26 protein-coding genes are annotated in these 25,197 nt (G+C 59.0%); 21 read left to right on the forward strand and 5 right to left on the reverse strand.

Annotated elements, in window-relative coordinates; translation table 11 throughout:
* Positions 1-9 precede the first annotated feature (9 nt).
* Genes BHU62_RS13875 through BHU62_RS13885 form a run of 3 tightly spaced genes read right to left on the reverse strand, consistent with a single transcriptional unit; the run spans position 10 to position 2,966 of the window.
* Entirely contained in the window at positions 10-1,527 is a 1,518-nt protein-coding gene (locus tag BHU62_RS13875; RefSeq protein WP_073532531.1) for a tripartite tricarboxylate transporter permease, read from the reverse strand.
* Between the two features lie 11 nt (positions 1,528-1,538).
* A complete protein-coding gene (locus BHU62_RS13880; RefSeq protein ID WP_073532532.1) occupies positions 1,539-1,970 on the reverse strand; it encodes a tripartite tricarboxylate transporter TctB family protein in 432 nt (143 codons plus the stop codon).
* Between the two features lie 15 nt (positions 1,971-1,985).
* Entirely contained in the window at positions 1,986-2,966 is a 981-nt protein-coding gene (locus tag BHU62_RS13885; RefSeq protein ID WP_025160161.1) for a Bug family tripartite tricarboxylate transporter substrate binding protein, read from the reverse strand.
* Between the two features lie 274 nt (positions 2,967-3,240).
* Between BHU62_RS13885 and BHU62_RS13890 the strand changes: the two genes are divergently transcribed.
* From BHU62_RS13890 to BHU62_RS13900, 3 genes are all read left to right on the forward strand, one after another.
* On the forward strand, positions 3,241-3,570 hold the full coding sequence (locus BHU62_RS13890; RefSeq protein WP_073532533.1) for a hypothetical protein: 330 nt from the start codon (positions 3,241-3,243) through the stop codon (positions 3,568-3,570).
* Positions 3,571-3,737: 167 nt separating this feature from the next.
* Positions 3,738-4,412, forward strand: a complete 675-nt coding sequence (tctD, locus tag BHU62_RS13895) for a transcriptional regulator TctD (RefSeq protein WP_073532534.1) — start codon at positions 3,738-3,740, stop codon at positions 4,410-4,412.
* Positions 4,399-5,817: a sensor histidine kinase gene (locus BHU62_RS13900; protein WP_073532535.1), complete on the forward strand. Its 1,419-nt coding sequence runs from the start codon at positions 4,399-4,401 to the stop codon at positions 5,815-5,817. Before tctD ends, BHU62_RS13900 begins: the two co-directional genes overlap by 14 nt.
* Here BHU62_RS13900 and BHU62_RS13905 read toward each other — a convergent pair.
* Positions 5,814-6,734 carry a DMT family transporter gene (locus BHU62_RS13905; RefSeq protein ID WP_073532536.1) on the reverse strand — a complete coding sequence of 307 codons (921 nt, stop codon included), beginning with the start codon at positions 6,732-6,734 and terminating at the stop codon, positions 5,814-5,816. The genes BHU62_RS13900 and BHU62_RS13905 overlap by 4 nt on opposite strands.
* Positions 6,735-6,851: 117 nt before the next feature.
* On the opposite strand from BHU62_RS13905, the gene BHU62_RS13910 reads away from it, so the two are divergent.
* The 18 genes from BHU62_RS13910 (at position 6,852) to hisP (ending at position 24,266) form a co-directional block, all read left to right on the forward strand.
* Positions 6,852-7,625, forward strand: coding sequence for an AraC family transcriptional regulator (locus tag BHU62_RS13910; RefSeq protein ID WP_073532537.1), 774 nt, complete (start codon positions 6,852-6,854; stop codon positions 7,623-7,625).
* A gap of 53 nt (positions 7,626-7,678) precedes the next feature.
* A complete protein-coding gene (gene pdxB / locus BHU62_RS13915) occupies positions 7,679-8,800 on the forward strand; it encodes a 4-phosphoerythronate dehydrogenase PdxB (protein WP_073532538.1) in 1,122 nt (373 codons plus the stop codon).
* Between the two features lie 110 nt (positions 8,801-8,910).
* Complete coding sequence (locus tag BHU62_RS13920; protein ID WP_073532539.1) at positions 8,911-9,921, forward strand: aspartate-semialdehyde dehydrogenase; 1,011 nt, start codon at positions 8,911-8,913, stop codon at positions 9,919-9,921.
* On the forward strand, positions 9,921-10,742 hold the full coding sequence (gene truA, locus BHU62_RS13925) for a tRNA pseudouridine(38-40) synthase TruA (protein ID WP_073532540.1): 822 nt from the start codon (positions 9,921-9,923) through the stop codon (positions 10,740-10,742). The genes BHU62_RS13920 and truA overlap by 1 nt, the downstream gene beginning before the upstream one ends.
* 78 nt (positions 10,743-10,820) lie before the next feature.
* The gene (locus BHU62_RS13930) at positions 10,821-11,483 is read left to right on the forward strand and encodes a DedA family protein (RefSeq protein ID WP_073532541.1); all 663 of its coding nucleotides are present in this window, start codon (positions 10,821-10,823) and stop codon (positions 11,481-11,483) included.
* A gap of 232 nt (positions 11,484-11,715) precedes the next feature.
* On the forward strand, positions 11,716-12,624 hold the full coding sequence (accD, locus tag BHU62_RS13935; RefSeq protein ID WP_073532542.1) for an acetyl-CoA carboxylase, carboxyltransferase subunit beta: 909 nt from the start codon (positions 11,716-11,718) through the stop codon (positions 12,622-12,624).
* A gap of 191 nt (positions 12,625-12,815) precedes the next feature.
* Positions 12,816-14,081 carry a bifunctional tetrahydrofolate synthase/dihydrofolate synthase gene (gene folC / locus BHU62_RS13940; protein ID WP_073532543.1) on the forward strand — a complete coding sequence of 422 codons (1,266 nt, stop codon included), beginning with the start codon at positions 12,816-12,818 and terminating at the stop codon, positions 14,079-14,081.
* On the forward strand, positions 14,082-14,843 hold the full coding sequence (dedD, locus tag BHU62_RS13945; protein WP_073532544.1) for a cell division protein DedD: 762 nt from the start codon (positions 14,082-14,084) through the stop codon (positions 14,841-14,843). It abuts the gene before it with no gap.
* An 18-nt stretch (positions 14,844-14,861) separates the two neighbouring features.
* Positions 14,862-15,275 (forward strand): hypothetical protein, encoded by a 414-nt coding sequence (locus BHU62_RS13950; RefSeq protein ID WP_073532545.1) that lies wholly within the window; start codon positions 14,862-14,864, stop codon positions 15,273-15,275.
* Positions 15,272-16,564 (forward strand): ParA family protein, encoded by a 1,293-nt coding sequence (locus tag BHU62_RS13955; RefSeq protein ID WP_073532546.1) that lies wholly within the window; start codon positions 15,272-15,274, stop codon positions 16,562-16,564. Before BHU62_RS13950 ends, BHU62_RS13955 begins: the two co-directional genes overlap by 4 nt.
* Positions 16,554-17,999, forward strand: coding sequence for a hypothetical protein (locus BHU62_RS13960; protein ID WP_073532547.1), 1,446 nt, complete (start codon positions 16,554-16,556; stop codon positions 17,997-17,999). Before BHU62_RS13955 ends, BHU62_RS13960 begins: the two co-directional genes overlap by 11 nt.
* A gap of 170 nt (positions 18,000-18,169) precedes the next feature.
* Positions 18,170-18,670, forward strand: coding sequence for a colicin V production protein (gene cvpA / locus BHU62_RS13965; RefSeq protein WP_004936119.1), 501 nt, complete (start codon positions 18,170-18,172; stop codon positions 18,668-18,670).
* A gap of 21 nt (positions 18,671-18,691) precedes the next feature.
* Positions 18,692-20,209: an amidophosphoribosyltransferase gene (purF, locus tag BHU62_RS13970; RefSeq protein ID WP_073532548.1), complete on the forward strand. Its 1,518-nt coding sequence runs from the start codon at positions 18,692-18,694 to the stop codon at positions 20,207-20,209.
* Positions 20,210-20,342: 133 nt separating this feature from the next.
* Entirely contained in the window at positions 20,343-20,915 is a 573-nt protein-coding gene (locus BHU62_RS13975; protein ID WP_073532549.1) for a UbiX family flavin prenyltransferase, read from the forward strand.
* 303 nt (positions 20,916-21,218) lie between these two features.
* Entirely contained in the window at positions 21,219-22,001 is a 783-nt protein-coding gene (hisJ, locus tag BHU62_RS13980) for a histidine ABC transporter substrate-binding protein HisJ (protein WP_073532550.1), read from the forward strand.
* An 82-nt stretch (positions 22,002-22,083) separates the two neighbouring features.
* Entirely contained in the window at positions 22,084-22,770 is a 687-nt protein-coding gene (locus BHU62_RS13985) for a histidine ABC transporter permease HisQ (protein ID WP_049200166.1), read from the forward strand.
* Entirely contained in the window at positions 22,767-23,471 is a 705-nt protein-coding gene (locus BHU62_RS13990; protein ID WP_073532551.1) for an ABC transporter permease, read from the forward strand. Before BHU62_RS13985 ends, BHU62_RS13990 begins: the two co-directional genes overlap by 4 nt.
* A gap of 21 nt (positions 23,472-23,492) precedes the next feature.
* Positions 23,493-24,266, forward strand: coding sequence for a histidine ABC transporter ATP-binding protein HisP (gene hisP / locus BHU62_RS13995; protein WP_073532552.1), 774 nt, complete (start codon positions 23,493-23,495; stop codon positions 24,264-24,266).
* A gap of 7 nt (positions 24,267-24,273) precedes the next feature.
* Here hisP and BHU62_RS14000 read toward each other — a convergent pair whose 3' ends face one another.
* Positions 24,274-25,188 carry a TIGR01777 family oxidoreductase gene (locus tag BHU62_RS14000; protein ID WP_073532553.1) on the reverse strand — a complete coding sequence of 305 codons (915 nt, stop codon included), beginning with the start codon at positions 25,186-25,188 and terminating at the stop codon, positions 24,274-24,276.
* Positions 25,189-25,197 lie beyond the last annotated feature (9 nt).

Consider the following 25,197-nt stretch of genomic DNA (forward strand, 5'->3'; position numbering starts at 1 on the left):
CGTTTCGTTTTACTCGGCCTTGGCCGCCGTCGCCGGTTGGCGGCGTTTGCGCATCAGGCGCAGCAGCGGTGGCAGCGCCAGCACCGCTACCGCCAAAACCAGCAGCGTTTGCGCGATGCTGCTGCTCCACAGGATGCCGAATTCGCCATTGCTGATCGACAGCGCACGGCGCAGGTTTTGCTCCAGCATCTCACCCAGCACGAAGCCCAGAATCAGCGGCGACATCGGGAAATGCATTTTCCGCAGGATATAACCGAATACCCCCAACCCGACCATCAGCAGCAGATCGAAGGTGGTGCTGTGCACCGCATAAACCCCCACCGCTGAAACCGCGGCGATCGCCGGCACCAGGAACCACAGCGGAATGGTCAGCATGCGGGTGAACAGGCCGACCAGCGGCAGGTTCATGATCAGCAAGATGACGTTGGCGATCAGCAGTGCGGCGATCAGCCCCCAGACGATATCCGGTTGCTCGGTGAACATCGCCGGCCCGGGGGTGATGTTGTACAGCGTCAGCGCCCCCATCATCACCGCCGTGGTACCGGAACCCGGCACGCCCAGCGTGAGCATTGGAATGAACGAACCGCAGGCCGAAGCGTTGTTGGCCGCTTCCGGCGCCGCTACGCCACGGATGTCGCCTTTGCCGAAGGTGTCGCTGTTGCCGCTGATTTTCTTTTCGGTCATGTAGGTCAGTGCGCTGGCGATGGTGGCGCCGGCGCCCGGCAGAATGCCGACGAAGAAGCCGATCACCGACGAGCGCAGGGTCGGGCCGGCGCACTGCGCCGCCTCTTTGCGGTTGAACAGCAGCCGGCCGGTTTTGCGTACCAGTTTTTGCCCGGCGCTGGTGCTTTCCAGCATCAGCAGAATTTCACTGACCGAGAACAGGCCGATCACCACCACGATGAACTGCACGCCGTCGGAGAGGTGCACGCTGTCGAAGGTAAAACGGTAAACGCCGGTGTTGGCATCGACGCCCACCGTCGCCAGCCCCAGACCGATCAGCGCCGCCAGCAGCGATTTCAGCGGGTTCTGGCTCATCATGCTGCCGAGGCAGGCGATGGCGAACACCATCAGGGCGAAATACTCCGCCGGGCCGAAGGCCAGCGACCAGCGCGCCAGCAGCGGTGCGAACAGGATGATGCCACCGATGGCGATCATCGAGCCGAAGAACGAGCTGACCGCCGAAATGGACAGCGCCACGCCGGCGCGCCCTTGCTGCGCCATCGGGTAGCCGTCCAGCGCGGTCATGATCGCCGCCGCGTCGCCCGGCACGTTGAGCAAAATCGACGAGATGCGCCCGCCGTACTCACAGCCGATGTATACCGTCGCCAGCAGGATCAGCGCCGACTCGGCCGGTAGCTTGAGGGCGAACGCCAGCGGCAGCAGGATCGCCACGCCGTTGATCGGCCCCAGGCCCGGCAGCAGGCCGACGATGGTGCCGACGAAGCAGCCGATCAGGGCGATAATCAGGTTCTGCGGCACCAGCGCCACTTCGAACCCTTGGGTCAAATACATCCAGGTTTCCATCATCGCTCCCGTTAGCTCAGCCAGGCGCCGAGCGGCAGTGTGACATCGAGAAGGCGGTCAAAGGCGTAGTACAGCGCTGTGCCCATGATGACGCCGGAGATCGCCGCCGCCGGCAGGCTGGCCTGAAACAGCAGGCCGATGCTGAACGTCAGCAGCGCGGTCGCCAGCGGGAAGCCCAGCCATTCAAAGCCCCAGGCGTACAGCACCAGGGTGATCACCAGTACCAGCAGCCGTTGCAGCACTTTGTTGTGCGGCCACTCCACTGCCTGCGGGCGGCGCAGCAACAGCAGGGCCGCGCACAGCGCCATCAGGCTGAGGATTGCCAGCGGGAACGGGCGCGGCCCCAGCGGTTCATAGCTGTATTCGCTCTGGATGCCCCAGCCGATGAACAGCCCGCCGATACACAGCAGCAGCCAAAAGCCGGCAAAAATACGATCGCTCATGGTTTTCCCCTGCGGTTATTTGGCCAGGCCGAACACTTTCGCCTGCTCACGGTATTGGGCAACCTGATTTTTCACGTAGGCGTCCAGCTCTTTGCCGGTCATGTTGAATTCGAACAGGCCGCGCAAATCGCGCTGCTGCTTGAATTCGTCGGTCGCCATCATTTTCTGGAAGGTGTCGATCCACCATTGGTACTCTTCATCGCTGACTTTCGGCCCGACGTAGAAGCCGCGAATGATCGGCCACACCAGGCTGTATCCCTGCTCTTTGGCGGTCGGGATGTCGGCCAACTGGCCCGGCAGACGTTGCTCGGCATACACCGCCAGCACGCGGATTTTGTCGCCCTGCAGGTAAGGCACCATCTCGCTCAGGTCACCGGAGACCGCCTGGATATGGTTGCCCAGCAGGGCGGTCACCGGCTCACCGCCGCCTTCGAACGCCACGTAACGCATCTTGCGCGGATCCACGCCGACTTCACGCGCCAGCAGCGCGGTTTTCATCCAGTCCTGGCTGCCGATGGAGGCGCCGGCACCGAACACCACGCTGTTGGGATCTTTTTGGAAGGCGTCCATCAGGTCTTTCAACGTTTTGTAAGGCGAGTCGGCGCGCACCGCGATCATGCCGTAATCGGTGCCGACCGCCGCCAGCCATTTCACGTCATCCACGTTGTAGCGGCCGAACTTGCCCTGGGACAGGTTGAGCAGCGAACCGCCGGAGAAGGCCACCACGGTGCCGAATTCCGCCGGGCGCTGCGCGACGATGGCGTTGTAGGCCACCGCGCCGACGCCGCCGGGCATATAGGTAACGCGCATCGGTTTATCGATGGCCTTGGTGTCCTGCAGCGAGACCTGAATCAGCTTGCAGGTCAGATCGAAGCCGCCGCCGGGCTTGGCCGGTGCGATGCATTCGGTGCGTTTGGGGGCTTCCACGGCAAAGGCCTGATTGGCCGCCAGCAACAGGGCGGCGGCGGTAAAGGTACGGGTCATTATTTTTTTCATTGTGACTTGCCCTCGGTATTGTCTGGTTGTGAATCCCGCCGGGTGCGGTTGCAGGATTGTTAAAACAACAACCTTTCATTTACCTTTCAGCGGCCGGAAAATTTTCCAGTCTGTGACTAGGGTCTCTTGTCGCGAGCAAATAGCGGGGGTGTTAACATAGAACAGAAAAGAAGAACAGGGCGCAAAGCCCGCCAAAATCCTGCGTAATATCAGGTTTGCCGTGCTTCTTTCGCGATAAAATGATGATAAATAAAATCAATATGGTGATAATTGTATGTTTTTATTAGGGAAACTATTTGGCGGTAAGGATAATGCCAAAGTCCGTGCAATCAAAAGGCTGCCAGAGGTTTACGCCGATATGGTTGGCGAAGCCGGCGGCTGCCGTTTGAAGCATTTGCGTGCGGAAATCGGTGTGTTCGAATTGCACTTTTCTAACGTTGACGGTGAAAAATATACGTGCCAGATGAGCGCCTGCGTGACCGGTATCGATCTGGTGTTTGCCACCAACAACCGTTCCGTATTGGTTTCATCACCGTTCACCCCGGAAAAGTTGCGTCCGGTGCTGGAGCTGGCCCTTGCCAACAGCCCCGTCCCGCTAGCCTGACGCCGCCATACGATCGCGCCCCATACGCATAATTGTGTACCAGCTCTCAAAACTGGCGGTGTGGCGCTCTTCTATCCCTCCATTTTCCATGCCATCCTCTGTTATCGGCCTGTTAACGGACGCCGTATCGGCGCCAGGTTGTTCAGGCAAATCAATGGAATGGAAACATGCGACTGTTATTGGTTGAAGATCATCCTGAACTGTCTCACTGGCTGCAAAAGGCGCTGACCGGCGCCGGGTTCGCCGTCGACGTCGCTCCTGACGGCGTGGCAGCCGATCACCTGCTGCTTCATGAACGCTATGCGCTGGCGGTGCTGGATGTGGCGTTGCCGCGTTTGAACGGCCTGGATCTGTTGGCGCGGCTGCGCAAGCGCGGGCAGGATCTGCCGGTGCTGTTATTGACGGCGCGCACCGACGTGACCGATCGGGTGAAAGGCCTGAACCTGGGTGCGGACGATTATCTCACCAAGCCGTTCGAGTTGGATGAACTGGAGGCGCGCATTCGGGCGCTGCTGCGCCGCAGCGTCGGCGCCGCGCAGTTGGCGTTACAGTATGGCGCGCTGACTTATCACGATGAAGGTTATTTCCTGCTGGCAGGCAAGCCGCTGGCGCTGACGCCGCGCGAGCTGGCGGTGTTGACCGCGCTGATGCACCGGCGTGGCCGCCCGGTGGCCAAGCAACAGCTGTTTGAGCAGGTGTTTACGCTGTCCGACGAGGCCAATCCGGAGAGCATCGAGCTTTACGTACACCGTCTGCGGAAAAAGCTGCAGGGCAGCGATGTGGCAATCGTCACGCTGCGCGGTCTGGGTTATAGCCTGGAGCTGTGCAATGCGGTGGTTTAACGCGCCGCGCTCGCTGTTCTATCAACTGCTGCTGTTTTTTGGCCTGCCGCTGCTGGCGTTGGGCGGCATCTCGATTTACACCCACTATTTCAGCGCCATGAGCGCCGCTACCCTGGCTTACGACCGCACGCTGCTGGCGTCGGCGCGCACCGTGGCGGAGCGGCTGGTGGTGCGCGAAGGCAAACTGGCGGTCGATGTGCCCTACGTGGTGCTCGACAGTTTCGAGCGCAACATGAACGATCAGCTCTATTACGAGGTGATCTCGCCGCAGGGGAAAAGCATCTCGGGCTATGACGATCTGCCGTCGCTGCCGCCCCATATCCCGCGCTCCACGCTCTATCCGGCGCTGGTGCATTTTTACGATGCGGAATACCTCGGCCGGCCGATCCGCGTGGCGGCGCTGTTTCAACCGGTCAACGAGTCGGGCGTCAGCGGTATGGCGACCATTCTGGTGGCGGAAACCCTGGAATCGCGCCGTTATCTGGCGCGGCAGATGATGATTGCGGCGCTGCTGAGCCAGGGCACGGTCGTGGTGTTGACCCTGATCCTGGCGTTTGCGCTGTTGAAACGGGTGTTGAAACCGATGCGTAAACTCTCCGGCATCATGCTGCGGCGCGATCCGGGCGAACTGACGCCCTTGCCGCGGGTTCTGCCGTGGTCGGAGATGCAGCCGCTGCTGTTGGCGTTCAATCGCTATATCGAACGGTTACGGTTGATGGTGGCGCGTCAGGAACGCTTCAGCGCCGATGCCTCTCACCAGTTACGCACGCCGCTGGCGGTGCTGAAGACCCAGGCCGGGGTGGCGCTGGCCAGCGATCAGCCGCAGCAGTGGCGCGAAAGCCTGCAGGCGATGAGCGCCACGCTGGATAGCACCGTGGCGCTGACTGACCGTCTGTTGCATCTTTCACGCCTGAAGGCCAGCGAACACCACGCCGACCGTAAGCTGCAGCCGGTCAATCTGGCGCAGGTGCTGCGCGACGCCTGTTTTTCGCGCTTGCCGCAGGCGCGCAGCAAACAGATCGATCTCGGCTTCGAAGGCGAAGCGGCGTGTCAGGTGGCGGGGGAGCCGCTGCTGTTGGCCGAACTGTGCGCCAACCTGCTGGATAACGCGTTGAAATACACGCCGCGTCAGGGCGTGGTTACCGCACGCTTAACGCTGGACAAGGCGGCGGGGGAAGGTGTGCTGGAGATTGAAGACAGCGGCCCCGGCATCGCCTTGCAGGACAAGGCGCTGGCGTTGCAGCCGTTTCATCGGCTGGACAACGTTGGCGATCAGCCGGGAGCCGGCTTGGGATTGGCGTTGGTGAAGGATATCACCGCCTATCACGGCACCCGCCCGGAGCTGCTGAGCTCCGCCGCGCTGGGCGGCCTGTTGGTGCGGGTGCGTTTCAGACTCTTGCGTTAGGCTTGTTCTTTGCAGGACTCGGCGTTGGCCGCCGGGGCCTTGATCTTGCGGGTTAGCGGCGTGCGTAGCCGTTGCGACAAGACCACGCCCAGCAGGGTGATACCGCCGCCGATCAGGTGGTACCCGTGCAGTTGCTCATGCAGGAACAGCACGGCGATGGCGGCGGTAAACACCGGCGCCAGGTTCATGAAGATCGAGGCGGTGTTGGCGCCCAGGCGCATGACGCCCTGGATCCACAGGAACGGCGCGATGATCGAAGCCGGAATGCCGGCGAACAGCACCAGCGGCAGGTTGTGGCCGTTCAGCCCGACATCCTGCGCCATCAGGAAATTAGGCAGCAACAGCAGCACGCCGAAGAAGATCTGCACGTACAGCGATTGCCAGTTCGGCAGCGCGATGGCCCAGCGCTTGGTCAACACGCCGTACAGCGCGTAAGACGCGGTGGCGGCCAGCATCATCAATTCCCCCTTGCCGATACCGTGCTGTAGCAGCACGCCGGGCTGGCCGCCGCTGACCAACCAGATCAAGCCGCCGAAGGAGAGTATGCTGCCGAGCAGCACGCCGACGGTCGGCGCGATGCGTAACAGCACGATGCTGATCAGAATGGTCAGCAGCGGTATCAGCGAGACGATGATACCCATAAACAGCGCGCTGACGCTGTGTGCCGCGTAATAGGCCAGACTTTGGTACAGCACCATGCCCAGCAGGCCGAGGATCATCAGTTTCCACCAGTTGGCGCGCACCTGCGCCCAGTGGCGGATCACGCCTGGCAGCACGAACGGCGTCAGGGCGATCAGCGCCAGCAGCCAGCGGTAGAGCGAGATGGCTGCCGGATCGATGGCGGTGGCGGAGAGTTTGCTGACGACGGCGTTAATCGACCAAATCAGCACGGCCAACAGCGGGAAAAGCATATTCATGATAATTATTCTCAATAACGTCTAACATGCTGGCTAGTCTACGCGTGTCCGGTTTATCATATATAGTGATATTCAGACAAAAATCGGCGTAAACAAGACAAATCACGGGACGAAATCATGCCAGAAATCCGCCATTTTCCCGAGTCGCTGATCCCCGCGCCCAATCCGGTGCAGTTCCGCTGCGAGGAGTTCAACGCCCGCACCGAATTCCAGCCGCACAGCCATACCTGGGGCCAGTTGATGTGGGTAAAAGCCGGGGTGATGGTGCTGCGCATCGGCGGGCAGCGCTTTCTGGCACCGCCGGAGTTCGTGCTATGGGCGCCGGCGGGCGCCGAACACTCCTGCTACAACCAGCGGCTGGCGCAGTGCCGCATGGTGGACATCATGCAGACGCTGTGCGCCGGCATGCCGGCCGAGCCTTGTCTGGTGAGCGTGACGCCGATCTTTCGTGCCATCGCCGAGGATTTCTATGCGCGCAAGCAGTACATTCCGCAGACGGAAGAGGATATGCGCCTGTGTCAGGTACTGATCGACCAACTGAGCCGGTCACCGCGCCAGCAAACCTATTTGCCGTCGTCGGACGACAAGTTTTTGGCGCCGGTGTTGGAGGCGCTGGAACATTGCCCGGCGGATAACACCTCGCTGGCGGTGTGGGCCGGCCGGGTATACACCACCGAGCGCACGCTGTCGCGCCGCTGCCAGCAGGATCTGGGCATGTCGTTCAGCGAATGGCGCCAGCGCCTGCGTTTCCTGCACGCCGTGTCGTTGCTCGAGCAGGGCAAAACCGTGCAGGAAGTGGCGCTGGACGTCGGCTACAGCTCCGCGTCGGCGTTTATCGTCATGTTCCAGCAGATCGCCGGCACCACCCCTGAGCGCTTTCGCCGTGCCTGATTCAGTGGCACACTATTTCGCAGACAAATAGCCGTAAACCGTCGGAGAACGCAGTGAAAATTCTGGTTGATGAAAATATGCCGTACGCGGCCGAGCTGTTCAGCCGTTTGGGTGAAGTGCAGGCGGTGCCGGGCCGCCCGATCCCGCGCGAGGCGCTGGCGGATGCCGACGCGCTGATGGTGCGTTCAGTCACCAAGGTCAATGAAGAATTATTGACCGGCAGCCGCATTGGCTTTGTCGGCACCGCGACCGCCGGCACCGATCACGTCGATGACGCCTGGCTGCAACGGCAGGGCATCGGGTTTTCCGCCGCACCGGGCTGCAACGCCATCGCGGTGGTCGAGTATGTGTTCTCCGCGTTGATGCTGTTGGCCGAGCGCGACGGCTTCCACCTGCGGGATAAGACCGTCGGTATCGTCGGCGTGGGCAACGTCGGTTCGCGCCTGGACGCGCGCCTCAAAGCGCTGGGTGTGCGCACGCTGCTGTGCGATCCGCCGCGCGCCGATCGCGGCGATGCCGGGGAGTTTTGGCCGCTGGAGAAGCTGGTGGCCGAGGCCGACGTGCTGACTTTCCATACGCCGCTGAATAAATCCGGCCCATACCATTCGCTGCATCTGGCGGATGCCGAGCTGCTGGCGGCGTTGCCGGACAACCGCATTCTGATCAACGCCTGCCGCGGGCCGGTGGTGGATAACGCCGCGCTGCTGCAGGCGCTGGAAAAAGGCAAAAAACTGAGCACGGTGCTGGATGTGTGGGAACCGGAACCGGATCTCTCCTTGCCGCTGCTGGCGCGAGTGGATATCGGCACCGCGCACATCGCCGGGTATACGCTGGAAGGCAAAGCGCGCGGCACCACTCAGGTGTTCGAGGCCTTCAGCCGCCATCTGGGGCAGCCGCAGCAGGTGGCGCTGGCCACGCTGCTGCCGGTGCCGGAGTTTAGCCAGATCCGCCTCAACGGGCCGCTGGATGAAGCGCGGTTAAAACGTTTGATGCACTTGGTGTATGATGTGCGCCGCGATGATGCGCCGCTGCGCAAAATTGCCGGGCAACCGGGTGAATTCGATCGCCTGCGCAAGCACTACCAGGAACGCCGCGAGTGGTCTTCGCTGGCCGTGCAATGCGACGACAGCGCCAGCGCCGAGTTGCTCGGCAAGCTGGGCTTCAGCGTGGCGTAGCGCGTAAGGTTGTCTTAAGCCAACGCCGCTACAGTGAGCGGCAAAGATTATCGGGCGGTGGCTGCACTGCCCGTCTGCTTTTATGAATGAAATACTCTGGAGAAAACCCGATGTCTGACGGCTGGAATATCGCGCTGCTCGGCGCCACTGGCGCGGTAGGTGAAGCGTTGCTGGAATTGTTGCAGGAACGCCAGTTCCCGGTGGGTGAACTCTATCCTCTGGCAAGCGAACGCAGCGCGGGCGCCAATGTGCGCTTCAACGGCAAGTCTATTCTGGTGCAAAACGCCGAAGAGTTCGACTGGTCGCAGGCGCAACTGGCCTTCTTCGTCGCCGGCAGCGAAGCTTCCGCGCGTTATGCCGAAGAGGCCGGCAACATGGGCTGCCTGGTGATCGACACCAGCGGCCTGTTCGCCATGGAACCGGATGTGCCGCTGGTGGTGCCTGGCGTTAACCCGCAGGTGCTGGCGGATTATCGCAACCGCAATATCGTCGCGGTCGCCGACAGCATGGTCAGCCAGCTGCTGACGGCGATCAAACCGCTGACCGAACAGGCAGGGCTGTCGCGTCTGCACGTTACGACGCTGATGTCGGTATCGTCGCGCGGCAAGGCGGCAGTGGACGATCTGGCCGGCCAGAGCGCGCGTCTGCTGAACGGCATTCCGGCCGAGGAAGGCATTTTCGGTAAACAGCTGGCGTTCAACCTGCTGCCGCTGATCGCCGACGAGCAGGGCAGTGTGCGCGAAGAACGCCTGATCGTCGATCAGGTGCGCAAGGTGCTACAGGACGAAGGGTTGCCGATTTCGGTGAACTGCATTCAGTCGCCGGTGTTTTATGGCCATGCGCAGGTGGTGCACCTGGAGGCGCTGCGTCCGCTGTCCGCCGAAGAGGCGCGCAGCGAGCTTGAAGAGGTCGAGGACGTTCAGCTGAGCGAAGAAGACGATTACCCGACGCAGGTCACTGACGCCTCCGGCAGCGATGCGCTCAGCATCGGCTGCCTGCGCAATGATTACGGCATGCCTGAACTGCTGCAGTTCTGGACGGTGGCGGACAACGTGCGCTTTGGCGGTGCGTTGATGGCTGTCGAAACCGCCGAGCGTCTGGTGCAGGAGCAGATGTACTGATGTCTGAGGCGGTCTCACCCGCTCAGCCGACGCTGAAGATCGCGCTGGGCATTGAATATGACGGCAGCCGTTACTACGGCTGGCAGCGGCAGCAAGAAGTGGCCAGCGTGCAGGAACGGTTGGAGCAGGCGTTGAGCAAGGTAGCGGATGCGCCGATTACCGTGCTGTGCGCCGGTCGGACCGACGCCGGGGTGCATGCTACCGGGCAGGTGGTGCATTTCGAAACTACCGCGCGCCGCAAGGACGCCGCCTGGACGATGGGGGTGAACACCCATCTGCCGCCGGACATCGCGGTGCGCTGGGTAAGCCCCGTCGCCGATGATTTTCACGCACGTTTCAGCGCCACCGCGCGCCGTTACCGCTATATTATTTTCAACCATCGCTATCGGCCGGCAGTGCTGCAACAGGGGGTGACGCATTTTTATCATCCGCTGGACGCCGAACGCATGCACCGGGCGGCGCAGGCGCTGCTGGGCGAGAACGACTTCACTTCGTTCCGCGCGGTGCAATGTCAGTCGCGCACCCCGTGGCGTTGCGTAAAACACGTTAAGGTTACGCGCTACGGCGAATATATTGTGGTAGATATCAAGGCGAATGCCTTTGTGCATCACATGGTTCGCAACATCGTCGGCAGCCTGATGGAGATCGGCTGCGGCAATCAGGATGAGAACTGGATGGCCGAGTTGCTGGCGCTGAAGGATCGCAATCTGGCGGCGGCGACGGCGCGAGCCGAAGGGCTGTATCTGGTTTCTGTGGATTATCCCGAACACTTTGGCTTACCGCGGCCGCCGATGGGGCCGCTGTTTTTACCCGACGATTAAACGCCGGCACGCCTGAAAGCGTCGCTCCCTTGTGCTTCTGCCGGGTGATTGAAACGCCCGGTATCAATGAGAGAATTTATGGACATCATCAAGTTTATTATTGATTTCATTTTGCATATTGATGTGCACCTGGCCGAACTGGTCGCACAATACGGCATGTGGGTCTACGCTATTCTGTTCCTGATCCTGTTTTGCGAAACCGGTCTGGTGGTGACGCCGTTCCTGCCGGGGGATTCTTTGCTGTTTGTCGCCGGCGCGCTGGCGGCGTTGCCGACCAACGATCTGAACGTGCACACCATGGTGGCGTTGATGGTGACGGCGGCGATCCTCGGCGATGCGGTGAACTATACGATCGGTCGGCTGTTCGGCGAGAAGTTGTTCAGCAACCCGAATTCGAAGATTTTCCGCCGCAGCTATCTGGACAAGACGCATCAGTTCTATGAGAAGCACGGCGGGAAAACGATTATTCTGGCGCGATTCGTGCCGATCGTGCGCACTTTTGCGCCATTCGTCGCCGGTATGGGGCATATGTCCTATCGCCACTTCGCCGCTTACAACGTGATTGGCGCACTGGTTTGGGTGCTGCTCTTCACTTATGCCGGCTACCTGTTCGGCGATCTGCCGGTGGTGCAGGAAAACCTGAAACTGTTGATCGTGGGGATCATCATCGTTTCGATTCTGCCGGGCGTGATTGAAATTTGGCGCCACAAGCGCGCGGCTGCCCGCCAGCAAAAACAGTAAAGACAGCGCTTGACCTGTCGGTTCGACCAGTTTTTTGTCCACAGCGTCGGGCCGATATGGTTTAATGAGCGACATAATGGTCTGTTCCTGTGAACAACCCTGAAGCCGAATGCCTCAGTCGCGCGCTTGCCGCGCCGCGAACGGGCATTTTTTCATTGGGATGTTTTCGGGGGGATTGTTAAAGCATGAACAGCAGACTGGCGTATGCCAGGTTCAAACAGAAAGGTCATCGATGAGCTGGATTGAACGAATTCTTAACAAGAGCAATATCACACAAACCCGTAAGGTGAGCATTCCTGAAGGGGTCTGGACCAAATGCGACAGCTGCGGCCAGGTTCTCTACCGCGCCGAACTGGAGCGTAATCTGGAAGTGTGCCCGAAGTGCGACCACCATATGCGTATGGGCGCGCGCGCGCGTCTGCACACCCTGCTGGACGAAGGCAGCGAAGTGGAGTTGGGCAGCGATCTGGAGCCGAAAGATGTTCTGAAGTTCAAGGATTCCAAACGCTATAAGGATCGCTTGGTCGCCGCCCAGAAGGCGACCGGCGAGAAAGACGCGCTGGTGGTGATGAAGGGCACGCTGTACGGCATGCCGATCGTCGCGGCCTCCTTCGAATTCGCCTTTATCGGCGGCTCGATGTCTTCCGTGGTCGGCGCGCGTTTCGTGCGCGCGGTTGAGCAGGCGCTGGAGGACAACTGTCCGCTGGTGTGCTTCTCTGCCAGCGGTGGCGCGCGTATGCAGGAAGCGCTGATGTCGCTGATGCAGATGGCGAAAACCAGTGCGGCGTTGGCTAAAATGCAGGAGCGCGGCTTGCCGTATATCTCTGTGCTGACCGACCCGACCATGGGCGGCGTCTCCGCCAGTCTGGCGATGCTGGGTGACATCAACATCGCCGAGCCGAAAGCGTTGATCGGCTTCGCCGGTCCGCGCGTGATCGAGCAGACCGTGCGCGAGAAACTGCCACCGGGCTTCCAGCGCAGCGAGTTCCTGATCGAAAAAGGCGCGATCGACATGATCGTACGCCGCCCGGAAATGCGTCAAACGTTGGCGAGCATTCTGTCCAAGCTGACCAATCAGCCGCAGACGCATTTCGATGAAGCTGCGCCGGCCGTCGTCCTGGAGCAACAGGCCGACGCCTGAGGCAAAGGCCGATCCCGCCGGGTTCAGCCGTCACTTTGTGGCTAAGTGACGGCTGATGCCCGTAGCCTGGCGGGCCGCTGCGCATCGCGCTGCGGTCTGCAGGTTGGCGGACGTAACGAAGCGCATCGCCTTTACCGCGGTGAGGGTGGTGCCCTGATGGATTAATGAACCCAAGTTCAGTGATGGGACTCATGCAAAACCACCAAATTCCCCAAGCCACGTCGCCATTGAGCTCGTGGCTTTATTATCTGGAACGTCTGCATAGCCAGGCGATCGAACTCGGCCTCGAGCGCGTGCAGCGCGTCGCGGCGCATCTGGATTTACTGACCCCCGCCCCCACGGTGTTCACCGTTGCCGGTACCAACGGCAAAGGCACAACCTGTCGCACCCTCGAAGCCATTCTGCTGGTTGCCGGCCTGCGCGTCGGCGTTTACAGTTCGCCGCATCTGGTGCGCTATACCGAGCGCGTGCGCATTCAGGGGGAAGAGCTGAGCGAAGCGGAGCACAGCCGCTCGTTCGCCGCCATCGAAGCCGGTCGCGGCGAGACTTCGCTGACCTATTTCGAATTCGGCACTTTATCGGCACTGCAGCTGTTCAAGCAGTCGCGGCTGGATGTGGTGATCCTGGAAGTAGGCCTGGGCGGGCGTCTTGACGCCACCAACATCGTCGATCCGAGCGTGGCGGTGATCACCAGCATCGCGCTCGATCATACCGACTGGCTGGGCAACGATCGCGAAAGCATCGGCCGTGAAAAGGCCGGCATTTTCCGCAGCGGCAAACCGGCGGTGGTGGGTGAACCGGATATGCCGGAAAGCATTCGCCAGGTTGCCGAAACGCTTGGCGCGCCGCTGTATCGCCGCGGTGAAGCCTGGAGCTTCAGCGAGCAGGGCGATCGCTGGCAGTGGCAGGGCGGTGATACGCTGCTGACCGATCTGCCGATGCCGAACGTGCCGTTGGCCAATGCTGCCACTGCGCTGGCGGCGCTGAACTGTTCCCCGCTGGAAATCGACGAACGCGCGATCTTCACCGGGCTGCAGCAGGCGACGCTGCCGGGGCGTTTCCAGATCGTGCGGCGGGAGCCGACGCTGATCCTCGACGTAGCGCATAACCCGCACGCCGCCGGCTATCTGGCCGGGCGCTTGGCCAAGCTGCCGCGCGACGGTGGCAAGGTGCGCGCGGTGGTGGGCATGCTGTCGGACAAGGATATCGCCGGCACGCTGGCTTGCTTGAGCGAGCAGGTGGATGAATGGTACTGCGCACCGCTCGATGGGCCGCGCGGCGCCGGCGTCGAACAGTTGGCGCAACATCTGACGGAACCGCGGCGCTTTGCCGATGTCGAAACTGCCTGGCGGCAGGCTATGCAGGATGCTGATAAACAGGATATTGTGATCGTCTGTGGATCGTTCCACACCGTTGCGCAGGTGATGGCGGCGTTAGACGAGATGCGGGGAGTGTGAGTGGCGAGTAAATTTCAGAACCGACTGGTCGGAACCGTGATTCTGGTGGCGCTGGGGGTGATCATCCTGCCAGGCTTGCTGGATGGCAAAAAGAAGCATTACGAGGATGAGTTCGCGGCCATTCCCCTGGTGCCGAAGCCGGGCGACGTTGAAGAAAACGACGTACTGCCGCCGGTGACGCAACCGCTGCCGGCGCAGCCGCCGGAAGGGGCCGCCGCGTTGGTCGAACAGCAGGCTGCCAATGAAGCGGCAACGCAGCAGGCGGTGCGGCCGAACGCCCAGCCGCCGGCGCAGGTGGTGCCACCGGTCGAGACACGTCCTCAGCCGGTACCGCAGCCTAAGCCGAAACCGGTGGAAACCAAACCGGTGGAAGTGAAACCGAAGCCGGCGCCGCAGCCGAAGCCGGTGGAAGTGAAACCGACGCCGAAGCCGGAGCCTAAACCGGAACCGAAACCGGAGCCAGCCCCGAAACCGGAACCGGCGCCGCAGCCGAAACTGGCGGAAGAGAAAGCGCCGGCCGGGCAGGCCTACGTCGTGCAGCTCGGCGCGTTGAAAAACGCCGCCAAGGCGAACGAGATCGTCGCCTCGCTGCGGCTCTCGGGCTATCGCGCCTTTACCGTGCCGTCAACGCCGGTGCAGGGGCAGATTACCCGCATCTACGTCGGGCCGGACGCTTCGAAGCAGAAGCTGCAATCGGCGCTGCCGTCGCTGAACTCGATCAGCGGGCTGAGCGGGCAGGTGAAGCCATACGGGGCTCGTTGACAGGGAGGTCATATAAGTATGCAAACAGATTTTTCGGATGCCAATGAGCGCCACTGGTTTGATGCTGAGTTATTGTTAGAAAAAGAACGCTTTGCCAATGCAGATCATTTATACGGTTTTTCTGCGGAATGTGGCCTCAAAGCATTGATGATCGCTTTCGGCATGCCTTGCAATGAAGCCGGAAGTCCTCAGGAAAAGAAGGATTGGAAGCATATCGATAATCTGTCTGTGCGTTATGAGGCCTATCGTTCAGGTGGGGAGTTTGCTGACTATCGTTGTGAGGATGTGGATGCATTTTCCAATTGGAAAGTTAGTGACCGCTATGCCAAGCAATTAGGGTTTACAGTGGAGTATGTTGCGGCTCATCGGAGTGCGGCTAAAGTGATTCGTTCCTTGGTCAAGACAGCTCGCAAACGAGGAATAATTGAATGACATTTGATCAGATTTTGCCAGCGTTGAAATCATTATTCTTACGTTTCGAAGATGACTTGACGACATGCAAACCTATCCTGATAAACCGAGATCTAAATGCTCGGATTCGATTGATCGTTGATGAAAAGCATGAAACTGAAGAGACTCGTAAACTCTTAGAAAAATTGGTATCTGAAATATACCAGGTACTGGCTGACAAACATGCTTATCCTCCTGAAAGAGCACTGTTATTTGAAGAGGATATTGAGTCAGAGCGATTGGCCTCTCATGCCTTTTTATTAGACAGTAGATTGGATGGAATTTACATTGTAGATCGCTTTGCAACTCCAACCGATTGGTCGCAAATAACACCGGTTAGTGAGAAAAAAAATAGAACGGTATTTTTCTCCATCAAAGGCGGTGTAGGGCGCTCATCCTCTATGGCGGCTACCGCGTGGGCTCTTGCTGAGAGTGGGAAGAAAGTCATGGTGCTAGATTTAGATCTTGAGTCGCCAGGCTTGTCTTCGGCTTTACTACCAGATGATCGTCGCCCTGGCTATGGTATAGCCGATTGGTTGGTAGAGGATTTAGTGGGAAATGGGGATGCTATTTTTGACGATATGGTAGCTGCTAGCTCACTTTCTCATAATGGCGATATTTGGGTTGTGCCAGCACATGGGCGAGAACCCGGTGAATATATTGCAAAACTTGGCCGCGCTTGGATGCCCTTGAAAAGTCAAGATGGCATGGAGACTTGGGCCAAACGATTGGGGCGTTTGCTTGATAAGTTAGAGGAGCGCTGGCAGCCGGATGTGGTGCTCATTGATTCAAGAGCAGGTATTGATGAGGTCGCTTCTGCCTGTATTACTGAGTTAGGGGCTTCTAACATTTTGCTCTTTGCCTTAAATGGCTCTCAAACTTGGTCAGGATATCGCATCTTATTCCAGCATTGGCGCCGGACTGGCGTGATCCAAGATATCAGGGAACGCTTGCAATTGGTGGGCGCCATGTTGCCTGAACTGGACACTGCTCGTTATTTTGATGAGTTACGGGAAGATGCTTGGAATTTGTTCGCAGAGGAACTCTATGATGAGATTCCTGCCGCAACTGAGGGGGATTTCTGGAACTTCGACATTGCTGATGAAAGCGCCCCTCATTATCCTTTAGCTATTCGCTGGCATCGTAGTTTTGCTGGTTTAAAAAGTTTGCATGGCCGCTTCAATGAAATTGATGGTAGCGAAGTTAGCGCTATTTTCGGGCCGTTGATTGACTACATTAAGTTACAGCAGCCAGGAGAATATGATGAGTAGTCAAGAAATCAGAGATGCTATATCCAAAGCTTTACCGGCGGGAACCTCGAATGATGATGGTGAGTTGACTAAAGACGCTCGTTGGGTATACGTACCACCTTCGCATATCAAAGCCCTACGTTTAGAGTCCAATTTAGTGATTGGCGGGCGTGGTGTAGGTAAAACTTTCTGGAGTAATGCATTAACCAATCCTGCCATTCGGCAAGCACTGGGTAAAGACGTGCCAGATCTTTCCCATGTGGATGTTAAAGCAGGGTTTTCACTTACACCATCAAATCAGCAGTATCCAGATGCTGAGGTTTTTTCCTCACTCTTAAGTCAGGGTTTTTCCCCTGCTGATGTATGGCGTGCCATCGTTGCTCGTTGCCTGTGCTGTGAGCTGAATAAATCAGAAATGGGTGGGCGATGGAGCGAGTGCACGGCTTGGTTAAAGAATGATCCTGAATTTTTCAGTATGTTGCTGGAGGAAGCTGAGCAGCATTACGCTCAACGAGGTAGTGCGATACTTATTGTTTTTGATGCATTGGATCGCACGAGTAATGAGTGGCAAAAAGTGGATGCTATCGTGCGCGGCCTTTTGCAATTAGTCTTGCAGCTAAAGAGATACCCACACCTCCATACTAAGGTATTTCTGCGTGAAGACCAGTTCCGCCGTAAGGTAACGGATTTTACTGATGCATCTAAAATTCTTGCAACACGTGTAGAATTAACGTGGGCCAGTTATGATCTGCATGGTTTGATTTGGCAGTATTTCTGTAATGCTTCTGATAGTTCGGGGAAAGTGTTACGAGAAATCTATCGTAGCGTCGTTGGTAATGAACCTGAAAAGTTACCTAACGGTGTTTGGCAACTGGATGCCAAAGTGAAAAAAAATGAAGATATTCAGCGCCAACTGTTTATACAAATTGCGGGTAACTGGATGGGGCGAGACCGACGACGTGGAGTCCCCTATACATGGAGCGTAGGCCATTTAGCGGATACCCGGGGTTTAACATCCCCCCGTTCTTTTTTATGTGCTCTGCGATCGGCGGCGGATGACTCGCGATTACATCATGCTGAGCACGGGATACCTCTGCACTACGATAGTATTAAACGTGGGGTATTGGCAGCTTCAGAAATTCGTGTCAAAGAAATGGCGGAAGACTACCCTTGGGTGGAAACGTACATGCAGCCACTGCGTGGTATCACTGTACCCTGCCCTTTTGAGGCGATAGAGCAGGCATGGTCAAATGTAACAATGCTTGATTCTACGGCTAGTTTGCCTCCAGAGAACGTTACTGAAGGTGCTCAAGGTGTTTTTGCAGATATGAAAGGGCTTGGTATTTTCGAAACGATGAAAGATGGTCGGGTCAATATGCCGGATCTCTATCGTGTTGGTTTTGGGCTAGGAAGGAGAGGTGGTGTGAAACCAGCGAAGAAGTCTAGCGATGACTGAGAGAGAGCTTGCTAGCATGTTGGCCTCTTAATGCGATGCGGCGATTGGGAATTTTTCGATCGCCGCTTTTTATTTGTAACGTGGTAGGAAATCCCCTACGCAAACGTTTTCTTTTTCTGTTAGAATTCGCCGCGAATTGGATGCGGGGCGATTCATTATTGGAATAGTTCATGGTCTGGATTGATTACGTCATTATAGCGGTGATTGGATTTTCGGCTCTGGTGAGCCTGATCCGAGGGTTTGTTCGCGAAGCATTGTCACTTGTGACATGGGGATGTGCGTTTTTTGTTGCCAGCCATTTCTACTCTTACCTTGCGGTCTATTTCACTCGTTTTGAAGATGAACTGGTGCGAAACGGCATTGCGATCGCGATTTTGTTCATCGCGACCTTGATCGTCGGGGCTATTGTTAACTATGTGATTAGCTCACTGGTAGAGAAAACCGGGTTGTCGGGCACCGACCGGGTGCTGGGCATCTGCTTCGGCGCGCTGCGCGGGGTGTTGATCGTTGCGGCGATCCTGTTCTTCCTGGATACCTTTACCGGCTTTTCACAAAGCGCCGACTGGAAACAGTCGCAGCTCATTCCCCAGTTCAGTTACGTCATCAGGTGGTTCTTTGACTACCTGCAGAGCACGTCGAGTTTCTTGCCGACCCAATTGCCGGGGCGGTAGCGCTGATGAGGAAAAGACAACATGTGCGGTATTGTCGGTATCGCCGGTTTTATGCCGGTAAACCAGTCGATTTATGATGCGCTGACGGTGCTTCAGCACCGTGGCCAGGATGCCGCAGGCATCGTCACCATTGACGCCCACAACGGGTTCCGTTTGCGTAAGGCCAACGGCCTGGTGAAGGATGTGTTTGAGGCGCGCCATATGCAACGCTTGCAGGGCAACATGGGCATTGGCCATGTGCGTTACCCGACGGCCGGCAGCTCGAGCGCCTCAGAGGCTCAGCCTTTCTACGTCAACTCGCCGTTCGGCATTACGCTGGCCCACAACGGCAATCTGACCAACGCCCACGAGCTGCGCCAAAAGCTGTTTGAAAGCGGCCGCCGCCATGTCAACACCACCTCCGACTCGGAAATCCTGCTGAACGTGCTGGCCTGCGAGCTGGATCGTTTCCCGCACTACCCGCTGGAGGCCGACAACATCTTTACCGCGGTCGCCGCGATGCATCAGCAACTGCGCGGCGCTTACGCCTGTGTAGCGATGATCATCGGCCACGGCCTGCTGGCGTTCCGCGACCCGAACGGCATTCGCCCGCTGGTGATCGGCAAGCGCACGCTGGAAGACGGCCGCAGCGAGTACATGGTGGCCTCCGAGAGCGTGGCGCTGGATACGTTGGGCTTTGAGTTCCTGCGCGACGTGGCGCCGGGCGAAGCGGTGTACATCACCACCAAAGGCCAGCTGTTCACCCGCCAGTGCGCGGAGAACCCGAAAACCAACCCGTGCCTGTTCGAATACGTCTATTTCGCGCGCCCGGACTCCTTTATGGACAAGATCTCGGTCTACAGCGCCCGCGTGCGCATGGGCCAAAAGCTGGGCGAGAAGATCGCCCGCGAGTGGGAAGATCTGGACATCGACGTGGTGATCCCGATTCCGGAAACGTCCTGCGACATCGCGCTGGAAATCGCCCGCATCCTCGACAAGCCTTATCGTCAGGGCTTTGTGAAGAACCGCTATGTCGGCCGCACCTTTATCATGCCGGGCCAGCAGGCGCGTCGCCAGTCGGTGCGCCGCAAGCTGAACGCCAACCGCGCAGAGTTCCGCGACAAGAACGTGCTGCTGGTGGATGACTCCATCGTGCGCGGCACCACCTCGGAACAAATCGTTGAGATGGCACGCGAAGCGGGCGCCAAGCGGGTGTATCTGGCTTCCGCCGCGCCGGAAGTGCGCTTCCCGAACGTGTACGGTATCGACATGCCGAGCGCCACCGAACTGATCGCTCATGGGCGCGAAGTGGATGAAATCCGTCAGATCATCGGCGCCGACGGCCTGATTTTCCAGGACCTGGACGATCTGATCGACGCGGTGCGTGAAGAGAACCCGGATATCACCCAGTTCGAATGTTCGGTGTTCAACGGCATCTACGTGACCAAAGACGTCGATCAAAGCTATCTGGAGTACCTGGAGTCGCTGCGCAGCGATGACGCCAAGGCGCTGCGGGTACAAACCGAAGCGGAAAATCTGGAACTGCACAACGAGGGCTAACCGCCTGCGTTGAACCTTCAGGGGGCAGCGCCGCAAACGCGGCGCTGCCCCTTGCTCCTGTGACTTGCTTATCCCTCGCCATTGCGGCAAAGTCTGCCTGATCTTACTTTTTTACGGCAGAGGCCATTCCCCCATGAAACGACTCATCATCGGCATTTCCGGCGCCAGCGGCGCGGTCTACGGCGTGCGCCTGTTGCAGGTTTTGCGCGACGTCGCAGAGGTGGAAACCCACCTGGTGATGAGCAATGCGGCGCGGCAGACGCTGGCGCTGGAAACGCCGTACAGCCTGCGTGAAGTGCAGGCGCTGGCCGATGTGGTGCACGATGCGCGCGACATCGCCGCCGGTATTTCCTCCGGTTCGTTCAAAACCCTGGGCATGGCGATTTTGCCTTGCTCGATCAAAACCCTGTCCGGCATCGTCAACAGCTACAGCGATGGATTGCTGACCCGCGCCGCCGACGTGGTGCTGAAAGAGCGCCGTCGTCTGGTGTTGTGCGTGCGTGAAACGCCGTTGCACCTGGGACACCTGCGGTTGATGACCCAGGCGGCGGAGATGGGTGCGGTGATCATGCCGCCGGTGCCGGCGTTTTACCACCAGCCCAAAAGCGTGGAAGACATCATCGATCAGACCGTCAATCGGGTGATCGACCAGTTTGATATCGAACTGCCGACCGATCTGTTCACCCGCTGGCAGGGTGCTAATTAACAGTTTTATCCCTAAATTGGTACATTTGTGCAACACCGCACTGAATTAGGGCGGAGTATGCACCATAATGATCCCACTTCATCACGCTCACTGTTTCATGGCGCCGCCCTGTCGCGGCTGCCAGTGGCGCGGCCCCGACCGGCCGATTCAATTTTGCGGTTATCGTCCCAGGAAACAGTATTGTGAAGGCCGGAGCCGTTCCCTCCGTCCGTAGCACTTAATGTGGCACGATTACTGCAAATTGATTTGGTGGGGAAAGTAATGCCCGTAGTGGCATCAAAAAAATCAATTTGAGGGTAATTTATGAAAAAGCGGGTTTTGATTCTGCCGTTAGTTCTGGCTTTGAGCGCCGCCAGCAGCGCCTTTGCCGCCATTCCTTCAACGCTGAAGATTGGCACCGATCCGACTTACGCACCGTTTGAATCCAAAAATGCCAAAGGCGAGCTGGTCGGCTTTGACATCGATTTGGCCAAAGAGCTGTGCAAACGCATCAATACCCAATGCACTTTCGTGGAGAGCGACTTTGACGCGCTGATCCCATCCCTCAAAGCGAAGAAGATCGACGCCATTATCTCTTCGCTGTCCATTACTGAAAAACGCCAGCAGGAAATCGCCTTTACCGACAAGCTGTATGCCGCCAACGCGCGGCTGATCGCGCCGAAGGGCTCCAAGCTGCTGCCAACCCCCGAAGCGCTGAAAGGCAAGAGCGTGGGCGTGCTGCAGGGCACCACTCAGGAAGCCTACGCCAACGCTATGTGGCAGCCGAAGGGCGTCACCGTGGTGCCTTACCAGAACCAGGATCTGGCCTATGCCGACCTGGCCTCCGGCCGTATCGACGCCGCCTTCCAGGATGAAGTGGCGGGCAGCGACGGCTTCCTGAAACAGCCGCCGGGCAAAGACTATGCGTTCGCCGGCGAGTCGGTGAAGGATGACAAGTTCTTCGGCGTTGGCACCGGCATGGGGCTGCGCAAGACCGATACCGAACTGAAAGCGGCGTTGGACAAAGCCTTCGCCGAAATGCGTAAAGACGGCACCTACGACAAATACGCGAAAAAGTACTTCGACTTTGACGTCTACGGCGGGTAATCCGCTTCCCGTTCCATGCTGTGACTGCGGGGCCGGTGCGCCGGCCCCGATGGTTCGGATCCTAGACCACAGGGTGAAGTAGATGCTGCAAGGCTATTCCCAACTGATTTTCGAGGGGGCTCTGGTAACGCTGGAGTTGGCCCTCAGTTCCGTGGTGCTGGCGGTGGTGATCGGTCTGATCGGCGCCGGCGGCAAACTGTCTCATAATCCCTTTATCTCCGGTCTGTTCGGCGCCTATACCACGCTGATCCGCGGCGTGCCCGATCTGGTGCTGATGCTGCTGATCTTTTACGGCCTGCAGATTGCGCTGAACAATATCACCACGCTGCTGGGCTTCGCGCAGATCGATATCGATCCGCTCGGTGCCGGCATCATTACCCTCGGCTTTATCTACGGCGCTTATTTTACCGAGACCTTCCGCGGCGCCTATCTGGCGGTGCCGAAAGGGCAGATCGAGGCGGCGACGGCCTACGGCTTCAGCGGCGCGCAGATCTTCCGGCGCATTCTGTTCCCAGCGATGATGCGCTTTGCCTTGCCGGGCATCGGCAACAACTGGCAAGTGATCCTGAAGGCGACGGCGCTGGTGTCGATACTCGGCCTGAACGATGTGGTGAAAGCCACGCAGTTGGCGGGGAAAGGCACTTACCAGCCGTTCTTCTTCGCCATCGTGGCCGGTGTGGTGTACCTGATCTTCACTACCGTTTCCAACGGCGTGCTGCTGTGGCTTGAACGGCGTTACTCACTGGGCGTCAAGAGGGCCGAACTATGATCGATATCTTGCAACAGTATTGGCAGTCGCTGCTGTGGAGCGACGGTTACCGCTTCACCGGCGTGGCGGTCACGCTGTGGCTGCTGATTGCCTCGGTGGTGATGGGCGGGCTGCTGGCGATCCCGATGGCGGTGGCGCGCGTCTCTTCCATTCCCTGGCTGCGTTTCCCGGTGTGGCTCTACACCTATGTGTTTCGTGGCACGCCGCTGTACGTGCAGCTGCTGGTGTTCTATTCCGGCATGTACAGCCTGGAAATCGTGCGCGGCAGCGAGTTTCTCAATGCGTTTTTCCGCAGCGGGCTCAACTGCACCATCCTGGCGCTGACGCTCAACACCTGCGCCTATACCACCGAGATCTTCGCCGGGGCGATCCGCGCGGTGCCGCATGGCGAGATCGAGGCCGCCAACGCCTACGGTTTTTCACGCTTCAAGATGTATCGCTGCATTATTTTGCCTTCGGCACTGCGCACCGCGCTGCCGGCTTACAGTAACGAAGTGATCCTGATGTTGCACTCCACCGCGCTGGCGTTTACCGCCACCGTGCCGGATTTGCTGAAGATCGCGCGCGACATCAACGCCGCGACCTATCAGCCGTTCTATGCTTTCGGCATCGCGGCGGTGCTGTACCTGATCATCTCCTACGTGTTAATCAGCCTGTTCCGCAAAGCTGAAAGACGCTGGATGGCACACGTTAGTCACTGATAAATGACGGGAAGAAAAACCATGACTGAGAATAAATTAGCCGTCACGGAACTGCACAAACGCTATGGCGACCACGAAGTGCTGAAGGGGGTCTCGTTGGCGGCCAACGCCGGGGATGTGATCAGCATCATCGGCTCCTCCGGCTCCGGTAAAAGCACTTTTCTGCGCTGCATCAACTTCCTCGAGAAGCCGAGTGAAGGCTCTATCAGCCTGAACAACGAAGACATTCGCATGGTGCGCGACAAGGACGGCCAGCTGAAGGTGTTCGACAAGAAACAGCTGCAGCTGCTGCGCACCCGCCTGACTATGGTGTTCCAGCACTTCAACCTATGGAGCCACATGACGGTGCTGGAGAACGTGATGGAGGCGCCGGTGCAGGTGCTGGGGCTGAGCAAGGCCGAAGCGCGCGAACGCGCGGTGCGCTATCTGGATAAGGTGGGCATCGATGAGCGGGCGCGCGGCAAGTACCCGGTGCATCTGTCGGGCGGCCAGCAGCAGCGTGTCTCGATTGCCCGCGCATTGGCGATGGAGCCGGAAGTGCTGCTGTTCGACGAACCGACGTCGGCGCTGGATCCCGAGCTGGTGGGCGAAGTGCTGCGCATCATGCAGAAGCTGGCGGAGGAGGGGAAGACCATGGTGGTGGTAACGCACGAAATGGAGTTTGCGCGCCACGTTTCCAACCATGTGATCTTCTTGCACAAAGGGTTGATTGAAGAGCAGGGGCCGCCGGCAGAACTGTTCGGCAACCCCAAGAGCCCGCGCCTGCAGCAGTTCCTGTCCGGCGCGCTGAAGTAACCTCGGATCAGCGGGCTTCGGCCCGCTGATTGATCACGTCATCCAATGCCTGTTCCAGTTCCAGATAGCGGAAGTGGAAACCGGCCTCTTCCAGCCGCTTCGGTACCGCCCGTTGACCGCCGAGCACCAGCCCCGCCGCTTCCCCCAGCAACAGACGAATAACGAACGCCGGCAGCCGCAGAAACGCCGGGCGATCGAGCACGTTGGCCAATTGCGCGGCGAACTGTTCGTTATGTACCGGGTAGGGGGCGACCATGTTGAACGGGCCTTCCAGAGTGGCGTGATCCAGCAAATAAATAATGCCGTTGACCATATCTTCAAGATGGATCCACGGCAGGTATTGACGGCCGTCGCCGATCGGGCCACCCAGCCCGAGGCGGAACGGCGGCAGCATTTTGGCCAGCGCGCCGCCCTGCGGCGCCAGCACCACGCCGGTGCGCAACAGGCAGACGCGGGTGGCGCTGCTCTGCGCCTGCAGCGCCAGCGCTTCCCAGCGTTGGCACAGCCGGTGGGTAAATTCGTCGTGCGGCGGCTCCTCTTCGGTGACCACCGCTTGCCCCTGATCGCCGTAGTAACCGAGCGCGGAACCGGAAATCAGCACGCTGGGCGGCGCGTTGCCGGCCTTGATCAACGCCGCCAGCCGCTCGGTCAGATCCCAGCGGCTGTGGCACAGGCGCTCCTTCTGCTGCGCGCTCCAGCGTTTGTCGGTGATGGGCTCGCCGGCCAGATTGATCACCGCGTCGAACTCGTCCAGCGATTGCCGGTCGTCCAGCGTTTGCCAGTAGTCCGGTCGATCGCCCAGTTTGGCCCGCGCTCGCCGCTCGTCGCGGGTCAGCACTGTGATCTGGTGAGAAAGCTCCAGCAGCCTCGCCGTCAGGCTGCTGCCTATCAATCCCGTTGCGCCGGTGATCAGGATCCGCATGGTCAACCT

Origin of the sequence: Serratia marcescens, from assembly GCF_001902635.1 — a bacterium.
In the GTDB taxonomy this organism is placed as follows: domain Bacteria; phylum Pseudomonadota; class Gammaproteobacteria; order Enterobacterales; family Enterobacteriaceae; genus Serratia; species Serratia marcescens_F.